The organism is Paenibacillus sp. YIM B09110, from assembly GCF_037167145.1.
Lineage (GTDB): Bacteria > Bacillota > Bacilli > Paenibacillales > Paenibacillaceae > Pristimantibacillus.
In genome coordinates, this window is the sequence record NZ_JBANSP010000007.1 from 212841 (window position 1) to 227623 (window position 14783).

A 14783-nucleotide genomic window follows, 5' to 3' on the forward strand; every position below is an offset into this window, starting at 1 on the left:
TATACATAATTCAACATATACTGTCGAAAAAAGTTCATCCCTCATCAAATGACCCGCAAGCCAGTCCAGCGGCTTGCGGGTCAGGTAGTTCGACGTATAAGGAGGATGCGCCAAATTCTGTTTAGAGGGGCAACTTATCGAGCGCGTTTGCTGCCGAAGAGCCGTCCAAGGCAACCTCCAGCAAGCCGTCATAATAAAGCTGATGCAGATGCAGAATAAGACCGCTTTGAACGTCGACGGCTTTCACATTCGCAGCCTCGCCGTTGCTCGCCTGAAGCATGCAGTTATGCTTGAAGTAAGCAACGCCGGTTTCTTCGAACAGGCCGAATGCGCCAAGCGGGAGCGTTGTATTCAGCTTGGCGGCAAGACTGAGCAGCTCGCGGTAATGAGCGGCAGGGACTTCTTCGGCGATCATGACGAATGTCTGCAGAAAGTATAGTCCTGCATCGTCCGCCTCTGACAAGCCGGGCAGGAAGGACAGCTCCATATGAATTTCGCGCTGCTCCTGGCCAATGTCGTCGAACACAATGACGAGCGTGGCTGGTCCTTCTTCTGAGGCCTCTACAATGGCGGAAGGAATTTCGAGTTCATCATATTGCGCCTTTAATTGAACAAGCAAAGCATAAGGCAATTGAGCGGTCATCCGGTAACCATCCTTCCAGTCTATTCATTAATTGTGGAGCTTCTTGGCGATCATATCCGGCTTCGGCGTCAGCTTCTTATGATCCACCTTCAAGCCGATGTTGGAGAGAAGCTCAACATATTGTTGATCCTTGCCCTTAACGCCTTTGTTGAAGATCGTCTGCGCCAGGTCGGCCGTAATCTGGTTGTAGCATTGAGCCATGCTGTTGAAGCCGCTCTTCTGCAGCAGCTTCTGACGAACCTCATCGCGGCTCACCTTCTCGTCAGGGTTGCCGGCTTGAAGCTTCTCGATCTTCTTGTCGACGTCTAAGAAGCGATCAACGACTTCATTCTGGCGAACGCGTTTCTTATAAAATTTGTACACGGCCGCGACGCCGCCGATCGCGCCGGCTACGCCTAATAATATCCAGCCGACAGGCGTCGTAGCGCTGGCTAGCAGCAAGCCGCCGCCAATGATCATGGCGGCACCCTTGAGTATTGTCATGCCGCTTGTTGCGCGGTTGATGCTTTGCGACTTGGCTCCGAAGCTTGCGGCCTCGCGCAAGGCATCGTCCTTGCCGGCGTTCTTCTCAAGCTCATTCAGCTTGTTCACGCGCTTGTGATGATTGATTACGCCGGCAGTCCCGCTTACCATGTAGGCGGCGCCTCCGACAATGCTGGCTGCGCCAACCGCGGTCGTAGCCGCAACGCCTGCAACGGTGCCGAGCGCCTTATGCATATTAATCGCGCTGTTGGCGCCGGCGCTTGCCATATCGGCAAGGCCGCCGCCTCCTTGGCCGACGGCGTTATCGAACCGCTCGTAGCTTTCCATGGAGTCGTTATCGTTATGAACCGCATTGGCCACCTGCAAGCCGGAAGATAAGCCTCCAAGAATGGACGTCGCGGGGCCGAGGCTGTTAGAGGCTTTCGCCGCATTCTCTGCTGTGCCTCCAGCCACTTTGCCGACGGCCGTCGCGCCGGCGGATGCGCCCTGCGAAGCGCCTTTAACGCCTGCCAACCCATAGCCGGTGAAGTCGCGGCTCGTGTCTGCGTTATGATTCTGCGTATTTTCTTTGTTGATGTCGCGAATAATCGTCGAGAACTTGTCCCAATCTACGCTGCGGCCGAAGAAGCCGGTCATGAACTTCTTCGCCTTAGCGAGCGAAGGCGTGCCGCCGCCTGCGAAGCGAAAGTGCGCGAGCTGCTTGCTCAGCGGCGCAAGTCCCTCGTAATGCGCGAATAGATCGGTCTTCTTATCCTTAGCTGCCTCGCCCTTCAGCCAGCCGATGATTGCCGCCGATCCGCCTTCGGTATGGGCCAATTCCGCTTTGGCAGCTTTCGTCGCTTTATTGCCCGCCGTGCTCTGGAGAGCTAGCGTCCCGCCGATCGCCGATCCGGTCTCCGACGTCGTCCCAACGGTAATGGAGGGTTGTCCAGGCGTTGACTTAATGTGCTTAGGCATAAGTGACGGTTTCTTAAGTAAAGCTTCCTTAGGCAATGAATTCCCTCCGATGATAAGGCAGAATGGATCAATCCTATATGCGTTATAAAGCGTTTCCGTACCTGTAAAACTGTAATTATATACTAGCATGATATTCCAGTTATGACTACTGACGGCGCTTTCTATGAAGTGTTTTATCTTTCCAAATAAAGGTTATCGAACGGCGTGTTACGGGGCATCCTTCCTACTATAGTGAACGAATAAGAAAAATGCGGTCTGAATGAGCATTGTTAGAAATATAAGAAGTTATACGTTTTTCGACTTATAGCATAGATGAATGGAGGTGCGGCATGCACATCGATTGCGCCATTATCGGAGGAGGGCCGGCAGGACTCAGTGCTGCGCTGGTGCTTGGACGCTCGCGGAGACATGTGCTGCTGTTCGACGATAATCGGGCAAGAAATGCGGTTACGCGGGAGTCGCATGGATTTATAACGAGGGATGGCGTGAAGCCGAGTGAGTTCAGGGCGTTCGCGCATCAAGATATTGCGCGGTATCCGAACGTAACGGTGAAGAGGGAGCGCGTAACTGAGGTGAGGCACAGTGGCCGAGGGAGTTTCCTATTGAGAACGGGGGACGGTATCGTTCATCATGCGCGAACGATCCTATTGGCGGCAGGTCTGAAGGAGTCATTGCCTTCTGTCCCTCAAATCCAAGACTATTACGGCAAAAGCTTATTTAGTTGCCCGTACTGCGACGGTTGGGAGCTGCGCGATAAGCCGCTTGTCGTGATTGGAGAAAGCGGAACGCATGCGGTATCGTTAGCTAAGTTCGTGTACAACTGGAGCAAAGACCTAGTCGTATGCACGAATGGCAGGCAAGTGCTGACGCAGGAGCAGATCGCGAATTTCGTTCGTAAGGGGATAAGGGTGCAGGAGCGGCGGATCAGGGCGCTTAAGGGGAGCGGGGGACAACTGCAGAGTATACAGTTCGAGGACGGTTCGGAAATGAAGCGATCGGGCGGCTTCCTATCGCCGAAATGGCGGCACGCGGTCGACTTTGGCGAGAAGCTGGGCTGTGCGATGAACGAACATGGCGGGCTTGTTAAGGACGATTACGGCCGAACGACGGTGCGAGGCGTGTACGCGGCGGGCGACGGCGCGCTTATAACGCCGGCTCAGCTCATTATTGCAGCAGGAGACGGCAGCCGCGCCGCGCTTGGCGTGAACGGGGATATCATTAACGAAGACTTCGATTTGTTGTAGTCGATCCCCTCATTGGGATGGGTTAGCTTGGCATCGCGAGCAGTCGGTCGCGCTCCTCCGCATAAGCCTGAGTCCAGCCCTGATGGGCGTAGAAGCGCAGAGCATCTAGACCTTTATAGTAAAGGGCCCCGGTATAGCGTTCGTGGAATTGCGGAATCGGCTTGCCGAGCTCCTCGTAATGAAGCCGGAACGCTTCAGGTATGTCATGGCCTGGGACGGCGTCCGCAATCGATGCAATATCGATTACAAAATCGCCATACATCGCGTTGGCGTCAATAATGCCCGTAACCTTCACTCCATCCGAAAGGATGTTCCATTGGTGGCAGTCGTTATGCACGAAATAACGATGGGGTTCATTATAGGCGCTATACACGAGCAGTCGGTTATAGATCTCTTCGAAAACATCCCGTTCTAAGCAACTGGTGCGGAACAGCTCATGCCAATTTTCCCAGAACGATCCTCTCTGATCTTCGGCATAGAATCGGCGAATATAGTCATGCCATGATCGGGATTCTCCGTTGCCGGTACGGTTAATGAATCCATAACCGGTGGTGTTGCCGTTCAGCGGCACTTGATTCATCTCGCTGATTGCGCGGACGAGATCCGGAAGTACGGCAACCTTCTGCTCATCCGGCAGGTCGGCGACGACTTGACCTGGAATGTACTCGCGTAAGATGAAATTATATGTGCCGTTCGTGCCGCGGCCGAACAGTTGCTGATAACGGGCGCCGCCGGCGACGAGCAGGTTGGAGATGAATTTGCTGCGCGCATAATCGGCTTCGTCGCTGGGCTCGGCTCTACCGATACCGACGACAAAGGACTTTCCATCCTTCTTGAACGAGAAGACGGAGCTGAAGTGGCCGTTGCCGATCGGCGACACTTCCTCTGCCGGTTCGCCCCAGTGGCTCAGCAGCAGCTCCTCGGCCTCCTTGACGGTTAACTTTGGGCTTTCTTGTGACATGGCGTTCATGCACCTCCTCTTTTTTCGATCAGTATAGGTGAACGAACAAGGCGGTTACAAGGGTGAAAACGAATTATAGATAAACTGTACCGTCGCCATTTCGCTGTATGGTGTTGCTTTAATCTATATTCCTGATTATGGTAGATGGATGAGGTTGTTCTACAGGGCATAGAGTTCGAAGGAGAGGTTTTCACGTGTCTGAAAAGGATAGAGGAGAAGATATGTTGCCCCTGCCATTGCTGTCAATGACGGGCGATTGCCAATGGCAGCGAATTACGCTTGGCATGTCGGCTTCTCGCACTTATCGATTAAGCGGCGAAAGGGGGACAAGCTATTTGAAGGTACAATCCCTGGTATCGGACGACTGCCTCTCGGACGAGAGAGATCGGATTGTGTGGCTGCAGGGAAAGCTGCCCGTGCCGAAGGTGCTATTTTACGATCGCGATGAAAGCAATGAATATTTGCTATTGTCGGAGGTTGCCGGCGTGAACGCATCGGACAAGATCTACGAGCCGATGCTGCCGCAGTTTATGGAGCAATTGGCTGCTGGCCTTAAGGTTGTGCATGACGTGGACATCGCGGGCTGTCCGTTCGATCGTACGCTTAACATCGTATTGGAGGAGGCGAGGCGTAGAACGGAGCAGGGGTTAGTGGATGAGGATGATTTTGACGAGGAGCGGCAAGGGGTGAAGGCTGCAGCCCTATATAATGAGCTGCTAAAGCGCAGGCCTCAGACGGAGGAACTTGTGTTTACGCACGGTGATTATTGCTTGCCGAACGTTATTTTGCATCAGGGCGCTTTCAGCGGATTGATCGATTGGGGCAGAGGGGGAATCGCGGACAAATATCAGGATTTGGCGCTCGCGGTTAGAAGCATCACCCATAATTTTGGCGAAAGCTGGGTCCCTCTGTTTCTTGAGGCATATGGATTGCAGGAGGCAGACAAAGCGAAGTTGGAATTTTACAGGGTGCTGGATGAGTTTTTCTGACAAAAACAATAGCTTGACGGCGCACAAAAAAGCTATCCCTTGGCCGTGACGGCCTTGCAGGATAGCTTTCATTTGCGTGCGGCATTTATTCTTCGCGGTAATCCTCTACGATCACTCTTAGCGCGCCAGTCTCGGGATGGATGACGAAGCCGTGAACGGGAATGTCCTTCGGAAAGAGCGGATGCTTGCGGATGCTGCGAACGCTGTGCATGACGCCTTCCTCGGGTGTCGAGAAGCTCTTGAGGAACTTATCCATGCGAATGCCGGCGTTCTCCAGCGTCTCGACCGCTTGCGGATCAATGCCGTGGTCGGCGAATTTGCTTACCATGCCTTCGACGTTGAGATTCGTCATGCCGCAGTTGTCGTGCCCGATAACGAGCACTTCGCGGGCGCCAAGCTCATAGACGGCAACTAGTATGCTTCGCATCGCGCTTCCGAACGGCTGCGTCAGAATAGCGCCGGCATTCTTGATGAACTTGGCATCGCCGTTGCGCAGGTTAAGCGCCTTTGGGAGCAGCTCGACAAGACGCGTATCCATACAGGTAAGAATGGCTATTTTTTTCTCGGGATATTTATCCGTCAAGTAAGCTTCGTATTGCTTCTCTTCAACGAACTTCTTATTGAAGGCTAATAAATTCGGAATGATGGACATGGTAGGCCTCCTTGCAAAATAACAGGTATATTCTTATTATTCATACAATCCTCGCTGCAGTCAAATTACGAAAGCGCCTACATCTAGTATTTATTTTTCCTAATATACCCATATAAGGTATCTAGTGCAGCAAACGGCTTTCTCTCGCCTTATCGACCATTCGCTTGGCGTAACGGTTAATCGGCTTTTTGAGAGCGAGTCCGAGCAGAAGGGTCAGCCCGGCATAAGCGGCTAGCACGAGGACGTCTCGGAGAACGACATCCCACAATATGCCCCCGACAGCTTCCCGCATCAGGCTAATCGCATAGGTGAAGGGGAGGAACGGGTGGATCGCCTGGAAAAAGGGAGGCGTCACTTGAACCGGGAATGTGCCGCCTGAGCCGCCAAGCTGCAGCACGAGCAGGACGATCGCCATCGCTTTGCCGACATTGCCGAAGATCGAGACGAGCGTGTAGACGATCAGCATGAACACGGAGCTAAGCAGGACGCCGAACGCAATGAACCAGCCTTTGTCGGCTGCGTAGGCGTTCAGCAGCCACAGATCGCCGCTAGTGACAAGCAGCGCCTGTACAATCGCTATCGTTAGAAAGGTGAGGTAGCGCCCAATGTAAACCTCATAGCTGCGATAGGATTCGGATTCATTCTGTTCTGGCATATCAACGGTAAGCAGGGAAACGAGCAGCAGTGCTCCTACCCAAAGCGATAACGTTGTATAAAAGGGCGACATCGCTGAGCCGTAGTTAGGAATCGGGAAAAGCCGCTGTTCGTTAAGTACGACGGGTTCGGCGAAAAACGCGCTCTCGCGCTGCGCATTGTTCCGGAGTAATCCGATCAGCTCGTTCAGATTGCCTTCCTTCTCCAACTCGCGGATACGTGCGGCTAATGCTTGCACTTTCGCTTCGGCGGCAGGCAGGCTTTTTCTAGCTTCTTCAAACTTTTCCCCGCCTAGCGCAAGCCCTTTCGCCGCATCATTCACGATATTTTCAATAGCCGGGATCGCGTTGCCTGCCTCGACGAGCAGTCCGTGCGCCTGATCGGCTTTACCGGCAGCGTTCTTCGCCGCTTGTGTGATGTTCGGCAAAATCTCGCTGTCATAGCGGCCGAGTATATCCGTCAGCAAGCTTGCGGCGGCACTCGATTGCTCCTGCAATTGTGTGATTAAATCTTCCGCGGGCTGCTCGCCCTTATTCACCGCTTCTTGAATCCGCTCGAGTATTGCCGACTGCTGCTGCAAACGGGTAGAAACCTGCTGCAGCCGCTGAATTGTTTCGTCCAGCCGTTCACTCCCAGCCGTTTGGCTTAGCCCCTCAAGCGTGGAAATCAGGCTGCCGGCGAGCGAAGACGCCGTAGACAGCCGGTCGGCTGCCGAGGATAGGGAAGCCTTGAGCGCCTCGGGATCCGCGGCTTGGCTGCCGAGTGCAGATGTCAGCTGTTCCACCGTGTTAGCCGCCTGTGCTAAAAGCTGCAGGTCCTGCTTGACGGACGGGCCTATAGTGTCCAGTAATTGTGTGCTTACGCTAAGGAATTGTGTGAGCTTAGCGGTGAATGCCTCGCCATCCTTCGCAAGCTGTGCCGCCTTCGGCAGCTCTGTCTGCAGGGTAGAGACGACTTTCTTCGATTTGTTGATGTCGTCAGCTGCGACCTGAACGGCTTGGTTGATTTCGGGAATAAGCGTCTCCAGCTTGAATACCGTATCGCGCACCTTCTCGATTGCCGGCAAGTTCGTTTCCAGCTCGATGCCGATTTCGTTGAACAGGCGGAATATCGTTTCATTTGCCGTTAGTACGAAAGCGCGGCTCACCTGCTCGATAATGCCGCTGGCGCCTTTTTGCGTAATTTTTGGGGAAACGGCATTAATTTTTTCATTTACGACGTAGTTGATTTCCGCCTGCTGAGGGTTATCATCGAGCACTGTAGCGAGCTTGGCAGAGAAGTCCTCGGGAATCGTTATGCTCGCATAATAGTCGCCATGCTTCACGCCCTTAAGCGCGTCTTTGCCGTCGGTGAACATCCAGCCGATGCTGCGGTTCTCCTTCAGCGAATCTATAATGTCGCGGCCTGCATGGATCGCCGTATCACGAAGCGTCGCGCCTTTGTCGTTGTCGACGACTGCGATGGATAGTCCGCCGGTTTGGCCGTAGGGATCCCATGATGCTTTGATGTTGAACCATGCATATAGGCAGGGCAGACAGGCCAAGCCCAGAACGAGAATCGCAGCGGAGATATTGGTTGCGATACTGCGAAGGTCGCCGGCGTATATCGATGCGATTTTCCTCAATGGTCCACGGACTCCTTTTGCTGGAATGATTGGTTCTCTTAGTATTGCTGAACGTCCCGCGCGTTACTCAGGCGAAATGACAGATGAAGCAAGGCGCGGCTGTTAAATGGTATGATAACGGTTAAGATGCGAAAGGGAGATGGGCAATGGGAGACGCACGTTTTAAACAATCGGTGGAGTTGACGCTTAAGGTGATCGGCGGGAAGTGGAAGCCGGTCATTCTATGCCATCTAACCGACGGTACGATGCGGTTCGGGGAACTGAAGCGGGAAATGCCTGAAATTACGCAAAAAATGCTGACGCAGCAGCTGCGGGAGCTGGAGCAGGACGCGATTATCGAGCGCAAGGTATATGTTCAGGTGCCGCCTAAAGTGGAGTACTCGTTGACGAATTACGGCATGACCGTTAAGGAGCTGCTGAACGTCATGTCCGAGTGGGGCGAGAAGCATCAAGAGCGTATAGAAGGGTGACGAAGTACGCTCCTCTTAGTTACCAAATGGGTACTACGTCACTTCAAAGTGCGTACTATTCATTTTGACTGTAACGATCTAGAATAAGTCGTGTTAGTCAAATAGATGGGATGAGGAGCGATAATATATGAAGTTGCAGCTGGCTTTGGACTTAGTGGATATTCCGCAAGCGAAACAATTGGTGAGCGAAGTGGAATCCTATATCGATATTGTAGAGATCGGCACGCCGGTCGTTATTAACGAAGGTTTGCACGCGGTGAAGGCAATCAAGGAGGCGTTCCCTAACTTGACGGTGCTGGCCGATCTGAAAATTATGGATGCGGGCGGCTACGAGGTCATGAAGGCTTCCGAAGCGGGCGCGGACATCGTAACGGTGCTGGGCGTTGCCGAGGACGAGTCGATCAAGGGCGCGGTCGAAGAAGCGAAGAAGCAAGGCAAAGAAATCCTTGTCGATATGATCAGCGTCAAAAACTTGGCAGAACGCGCGGCAGAGGTTGACGCAATGGGCGTCGATTACATCTGCGTGCATACGGGCTATGACCTGCAGGCCGTCGGACAAAATTCCTTCGAGGATCTCCGCACGATCAAGAGCGTCGTGAAGCGCGCCAAAACAGCTATCGCCGGCGGAATCAAGCTGGCTACGCTGCCGGAAGTCATCGAGGCGAGTCCGGATCTCGTTATCGTCGGCGGAGGCATCACGGGCCAGGCGGACAAGCAAGCGGCTGCCGCGCAAATGCAGCAGTTGATCCGTCAACGTTAGGTCGGACGCTAATATGCCGGCAGTGACGAATGATTATTCAGCGGCAATCGCCGCGGAGCTTAAGCAGGCGTTAGCAGGCGTTTCCGAAGCAGAGGTTGAGCGGTTAGTCGATGCGATTGCGCAGGCAGGCCGTGTATTCGTAGCCGGCGCGGGGCGATCCGGGCTGATGATGCGCGCATTCGCGATGCGCCTCATGCATCTTGGCCTCGATGCGTATGTCGTCGGCGAGACGGTGACGCGTAGTCTAGCCAAGGGCGATCTGCTTATTATCGGTACGGGGTCTGGCGAGACGAAGTCGCTTGTGCCGATGGCGGAGAAGGCGCGCAGCTTGGGAGCGGTTGTTGCCGCCTTCACGATATCGCCTGCATCGACGATCGGAAGGCTTGCGGACGTCGCTGTCCTCCTGTCCGGCGCTCCTAAGGATCGTTCGGACGGCGGTGGCGTGACGGCGCAGCCGATGGGTTCGCTATTCGAGCAAACGCTGCTAGTGCTGGGCGACGCCGTTATTTTGCGGTTGATGGAGAAGCTGGGCCTGGATGGCAAAGCGATGTACGGCAATCACGCGAATTTGGAATAGAATTACTTTCTGACAAAAGGACCTCGGCTTTCACCTTACAGTGGAATGCTCGAGGTCCTTCCTTTTTTATCTATTTTGAGTGGGTATGGAAGAGCGCCGATTCATTCATCGGATGTGTTTTGTACAAACTTATACGAATTATCATACAAAAGTGTATAATTCATCCACGCAGATGATAGTTTTGTACGATTTTTCAATCAAATGCCTTGATTTGACCTATACGTAAAGTTGGTTTATACGATATATCGTACAACTATTGGTTAGTCGGAGTTAATCGACAGCCTCTTATTGACGCAGTTCGCCAGGTCCAGTCGTATGCTGCTCCTTCGCTTTCAAGAGCGGCTCGATGGCGAAGGCTATGCGGAATCGAAGGCTTTCCATCGGATCCTTCAGCTTAATGCCGGACAGCTTCTCGCATTTCTCCAGCCGATAGACGACCGTATTGCGATGCACGAACAGCTGCTTCGACGTTTCGACGAGCTGACACTGCGTATCGTAAAATACGCTTAACGTGCGCAGCAGCTCGCTTCGCTCATTGTCCTCGATTTGTCCAAAACATTGGAATGTTTCCTCGTAGAACTGCTTCAGCTCGTCATAAGGAATCATTCGGAACAGATAGCCGATATCCTTCGACTGATAGGACTGCACGAATCTCGTTTTTTTCATCTGATAACCGATTTGCAGCGCTTTGGCCGCTTCGGCGTACGAAGTACCAATATCGAGCACGCCTGTAACGGGATTGCCGATGCCGAGCGACAGACTGAGTCCGGTTTGGCGATACAACTGCTCGGTCATGAGACCAAGCTGCTTGAGGAAGTCGTTTTCTTCCCATTTCGCCTCTTGGATGAACAGCAGCAAGCCGAACAGATCGTTTTTGGTAAACATGACAAAGGAATGACTGAGCTGTGTGAATTGGCGTTTGATGAGCTCGTATTGCATATCTCTCTCCGAGATGAGGCGCTCATCTGAAGGATGACTTGCTGGCATCGTCGTCATTCCGCCGCCAGGCGGACTTGCTGGATCATCCTTGCGCCCTGCCATAACGAGCCATGTTCCTTGCGGCTTCAGACCGTATTTCTTGCCTCTGTGAAGCGCTTCTTGTTCCGATCCAATGAATCCGTCAATCAAGTCGGAGAAAAACTCGTTTTTGTACCTTCGGGATCTTTCCTTAACGGCTTGCCGCTTCGTCATTTCCATTCCGATAACGTTCGACGCCTGCTCAATGGTGAGGCCGTACAGGCTGGAGGGAGCGTGATCTCGCTGGAAGGAAATGAGGCAGCCCTCGTGCCTGTAGGTGTGTACGGGGTAAAAGGTCATATTGCGGTACTCTGCATGTGCAGGATCCAACAGGCAAAGTGAAGCCGTTTCCGCCAGCGAGGGTGCGGAGGCAAGCGCTGCAGTTACTGCGTCTTGAAGCGGCCGCAGGGCGCCGTCACGGAAGTGGTCGGATTGCGAGACGGTCTGCAGCTTGCCGCTGAGCAGCAATACCGGTGAAGACAACAGGCGGGCAAGCGCCGAGACGATGTCGTCGATGCCTTTGCCTTTCATGATCATTTCGGAAAATTGCTTGTGAATGTGGAGAGCATACTGCAGCTCATGGTTTTTGTTGTCCAGGATGACGCTGGTCGACCGCTGTAGAATTTCGCCGAGCGAGAGCTCCACCGCTGATATTTCAATGACGGGAAATTGCAGCCGTTCGGCTTCGTCCAACACTTCCTGCGGAATGTCGAGAGCGAAACGCTTCGTCTTGACCGCGATTCCGGAGCATTTCAGGCGATTCATATCCCGCATAAGCTCCAATAGCGTAGACGGCCCCTCCTTCATGAAATAGCCGTTCGTAAGCAGCAGCTCCCCCGGTCGCAGAAAATGAATAATATCGGGCGCATCCATAATATTGACCGTGTTCACGTTGCGCGACAAACCGCCGTGTCCGGCAAGTACATGCGACTTGGCAAAAATATTAACCTCCAACAGCTCTTCTAGCAGCATCGGTATCACCTCTTAATTATTCTATTATGATATAAAAACTAACATCATTGGATGAGTGTGTAAAGCTCGAATTGGATCAATCGTATAATGATCGAACAATATTTTGGATTATACGAACAATGACAAGAGAGATGTTAGCCGTTATGCTCTTTTTATAGAAATACGCGTTAGATAATATGACATTAAAAATGATATCAATCGTCCGGGGGCGAGTGAATTGCTGGATGTGCTGATTAACGGAGCCAGGCTACCGAGTGAAGATCGGTTAATGGATGTTGGCGTGAGGAACGGCGTAATCGTGTATGTGGAGCCTAGCGGGGGTGATCTGGCTCCTACGGCTATGACAGTGGAGAATGGCCGAGGCGGCATGCTGCTGCCAGGTTTGGTCGAGCCGCATATTCATCTGGAGAAAGCATACCTGCTATCGCGGATGGAAAGAGAGGCGGCTTCGCTGCAGGAAGCGATCGCGATGACGGCGGATATGAAGCATAGCTTCACCCGGTCAGATATGAAGGAGCGTTCGCTCGCTGTAATACGTGAGGCGGTCCGCAACGGTGTGACGCATATGCGCTGTCATGCCGAGGTAGACCCCATTCTCGGATTAACCGCTTTCGAAGCCGCGCTTGAGCTGAAGGAGCAGGTTTGCCATGCGCTTGATCTGCAGATCGTGGTGTTCCCGCAGGAAGGGATCTCGAAGAGCCCGGGAACAGCGGAGCTGATGGAGGAAGCGCTTCGGCTGGGCGGAGACGTTGTTGGCGGCATTACGTATCAGGATGCCGATCTTGACGGGCATCTGGATTACGTATTCGGGTTGGCAGAGAAATACGGCAAGCCGCTCGATTTTCACGCTGACTTCTCCGATAATCCGGAGCAGCTCGCCATCGTAGACATCGCGGAGCGGACAATCGCTTCGGGGATGCAGGGACTTGTATCGGCAGGACATGTAACCTCGCTTGGATCGATGCCCTATGAACAAGCGGCTGCGGTAGCGGAGCTGATTGGAGAAGCGGGCGTTCATATTATGAGCCTTCCCGCCACTGACTTGTTCATTAACGGCAGGGGAGATCGCGAGAAGCAGCGAAGAGGACTTACTCCGGTTCGCATGCTGCTGGAGAAGGACGTGAACGTCGTCATCGGCGTCAACAACGTGCGCAATCCGTTCACGCCGTTCGGCAAGGCGGATCCGCTGGAAACGGCGTGGCTGCTGGCGGTTACCGCTTATATGGGCGGCGATTCCGATGCGAAGCAAGTGATACGTATGTTGACGGATGGTGCGGCAGTTGCGCTGGGTCTCACCGATTATGGTTTGCGTATAGGAAAGTCGGCAGATATGGTGCTGTTCGGGGAAAGGTCGGAGCGGGATATTTTGCTGAACAAGCCGGAGAGCCGCACAGTGTGGAAGCGCGGTGTGAAGGTAGCCGACTCGCGAATAGTAAGCACTTTGATAGGGGTTTAAGGATTGGCCATATAAACATTACATATAAGGGAGTGGATGAGAGATGAGAAGAACGGTTGGAACGAAGGTTATGCTTGTGATGTTGGTTGCAGTGATGATGTGGGTGCTGGCTGCTTGCGGAGGCGGCGGGAACGCGAAGGAAACGACAGCGGGTTCCGAGAGCAACAAACCGGCAGAGACGAGCGCGAGCAAGGAACCGATTCTGATCGGTGTATCGACGGAAGCGACAGGCGATAACGCGATGAATTCGATTAACCTGTATCAAGGCGTACAGGTAGCGGTCGATCAAGTGAATGCCAAAGGCGGCATTAATGGCCGTCTTGTTGAACTGGTCGTACGCGATACGGAGCAAAATCCGACGCGCGGCATCAGCATCATCCGCGATTTCGGACAGAAAGAGAAGGTGCATGCGGCGATCGGAGGTTTCTACAGCACGGTCATGTTGGCTCAGTCGCCGATCATTATGGAAGAGAAATTCCCGTTCATGGTCGCTACTTCTAATGTTCCGGCTTCGGTCGAAAGCGGCATGCCTTGGACGTTCGGCGTCCGCATGAATGCCAACATTACCGCGAAATACGCGCTTAAGTTTATCGAGGAGCATTTCGGAACGAACAAGATCGCGATTTTGCACGAAAACGGCGGTTACGGCAAAGGCGCGGCGGCGGCAATGACGAAGGCGCTTGAAGAGGCAGGCTTGAAGCCGGCAGCGGTGGAGTCGTTCGACAACGCGAAGGATAAAGATATGACCGCCCAAGTGAACCATGCCAAGGAGGCAGGGGCGGAAGTCATTTACTTGTTCGGCCAAGGCGCGGCGAACGGTTACGTGATGCAGGCAATGGATAAGCTCGGCTGGAAGGTGCCGATCGTCGGCGAGAACGGCATGGCGAATAAAGGCGCTCAAGAGGTCGGCAAAGAGCTTGCCGAAGGAACGTACGCGATTCAGACGGCCAACTTCAACGTAGAGCAGACGCGCGAGCCGGCTAAAGTGTTTTTGGAGGATTTTACGGCTAAATTCGGACATATCCCAACGACGTTCGCTTCTGCGGCGCAAGGTTATGACGGTGCGATGATGCTGTTCCAAGCGATTGGCGCTGCCGAGCTGACCGGCGATTTGAAGAAGGACCGCGAAGCGATCAAGAACAAGCTCGAGACGGGCTTCGGCGCATACAGCGGCGTTATTAAGGATTGGGAGCAGCCATTCACGACAGACAATCACGATGCCATCGATGTCAACTCCTATCTCATGTGCGTGTGGAAAGACGGCAAGCTGATCATCTCCGATAAGCAATAACGAACGGACTTCACTTCAACTTCACAGACCTAT

The 14783-nt window shown here is 53.4% G+C and carries 13 protein-coding genes; 7 read left to right on the forward strand and 6 right to left on the reverse strand.

Features of this window, described 5'->3' with window-relative positions; genetic code table 11:
* Positions 1 to 121 precede the first annotated feature (121 nt).
* The gene (locus V8F51_RS13265; protein WP_337100746.1) at positions 122 to 643 is read right to left on the reverse strand and encodes a hypothetical protein; all 522 of its coding nucleotides are present in this window, start codon (positions 641 to 643) and stop codon (positions 122 to 124) included.
* A gap of 27 nt (positions 644 to 670) precedes the next feature.
* Entirely contained in the window at positions 671 to 2083 is a 1413-nt protein-coding gene (locus tag V8F51_RS13270; protein ID WP_337100747.1) for a hypothetical protein, read from the reverse strand.
* A gap of 329 nt (positions 2084 to 2412) precedes the next feature.
* On the opposite strand from V8F51_RS13270, the gene V8F51_RS13275 reads away from it, so the two are divergent.
* Positions 2413 to 3327, forward strand: coding sequence for an NAD(P)/FAD-dependent oxidoreductase (locus V8F51_RS13275; protein ID WP_337100748.1), 915 nt, complete (start codon positions 2413 to 2415; stop codon positions 3325 to 3327).
* A gap of 22 nt (positions 3328 to 3349) precedes the next feature.
* Here V8F51_RS13275 and V8F51_RS13280 read toward each other — a convergent pair whose 3' ends face one another.
* Positions 3350 to 4288, reverse strand: a complete 939-nt coding sequence (locus V8F51_RS13280) for a phosphotransferase family protein (RefSeq protein ID WP_337100749.1) — start codon at positions 4286 to 4288, stop codon at positions 3350 to 3352.
* Between the two features lie 194 nt (positions 4289 to 4482).
* On the opposite strand from V8F51_RS13280, the gene V8F51_RS13285 reads away from it, so the two are divergent.
* Positions 4483 to 5277: an APH(3') family aminoglycoside O-phosphotransferase gene (locus tag V8F51_RS13285; RefSeq protein WP_337100750.1), complete on the forward strand. Its 795-nt coding sequence runs from the start codon at positions 4483 to 4485 to the stop codon at positions 5275 to 5277.
* 85 nt (positions 5278 to 5362) lie between these two features.
* Here the strand turns inward: V8F51_RS13285 and V8F51_RS13290 are convergent, their stop codons facing one another.
* Positions 5363 to 5929 (reverse strand): beta-class carbonic anhydrase, encoded by a 567-nt coding sequence (locus V8F51_RS13290; RefSeq protein WP_337100751.1) that lies wholly within the window; start codon positions 5927 to 5929, stop codon positions 5363 to 5365.
* A 121-nt stretch (positions 5930 to 6050) separates the two neighbouring features.
* Complete coding sequence (locus tag V8F51_RS13295; protein ID WP_337100752.1) at positions 6051 to 8207, reverse strand: YhgE/Pip domain-containing protein; 2157 nt, start codon at positions 8205 to 8207, stop codon at positions 6051 to 6053.
* Between the two features lie 146 nt (positions 8208 to 8353).
* On the opposite strand from V8F51_RS13295, the gene V8F51_RS13300 reads away from it, so the two are divergent.
* The 3 genes from V8F51_RS13300 to hxlB all read left to right on the forward strand — a co-directional run bounded on the left by V8F51_RS13300 (position 8354) and on the right by hxlB (position 10014).
* Positions 8354 to 8677 carry a winged helix-turn-helix transcriptional regulator gene (locus V8F51_RS13300; protein ID WP_337100753.1) on the forward strand — a complete coding sequence of 108 codons (324 nt, stop codon included), beginning with the start codon at positions 8354 to 8356 and terminating at the stop codon, positions 8675 to 8677.
* A 127-nt stretch (positions 8678 to 8804) separates the two neighbouring features.
* Positions 8805 to 9437, forward strand: coding sequence for a 3-hexulose-6-phosphate synthase (gene hxlA / locus V8F51_RS13305; RefSeq protein ID WP_337100754.1), 633 nt, complete (start codon positions 8805 to 8807; stop codon positions 9435 to 9437).
* Positions 9438 to 9450: 13 nt separating this feature from the next.
* Positions 9451 to 10014, forward strand: coding sequence for a 6-phospho-3-hexuloisomerase (hxlB, locus tag V8F51_RS13310; protein ID WP_337100755.1), 564 nt, complete (start codon positions 9451 to 9453; stop codon positions 10012 to 10014).
* 285 nt (positions 10015 to 10299) lie between these two features.
* Here the strand turns inward: hxlB and V8F51_RS13315 are convergent, their stop codons facing one another.
* Positions 10300 to 12003 carry a PucR family transcriptional regulator gene (locus tag V8F51_RS13315; protein WP_337100756.1) on the reverse strand — a complete coding sequence of 568 codons (1704 nt, stop codon included), beginning with the start codon at positions 12001 to 12003 and terminating at the stop codon, positions 10300 to 10302.
* Between the two features lie 226 nt (positions 12004 to 12229).
* On the opposite strand from V8F51_RS13315, the gene V8F51_RS13320 reads away from it, so the two are divergent.
* Together V8F51_RS13320 and V8F51_RS13325 are read left to right on the forward strand one after the other, a co-directional pair.
* A complete protein-coding gene (locus V8F51_RS13320; protein WP_337100858.1) occupies positions 12230 to 13459 on the forward strand; it encodes an amidohydrolase family protein in 1230 nt (409 codons plus the stop codon).
* Positions 13460 to 13502: 43 nt separating this feature from the next.
* The gene (locus tag V8F51_RS13325) at positions 13503 to 14750 is read left to right on the forward strand and encodes an ABC transporter substrate-binding protein (RefSeq protein WP_337100757.1); all 1248 of its coding nucleotides are present in this window, start codon (positions 13503 to 13505) and stop codon (positions 14748 to 14750) included.
* Positions 14751 to 14783: the final 33 nt, after the last annotated feature.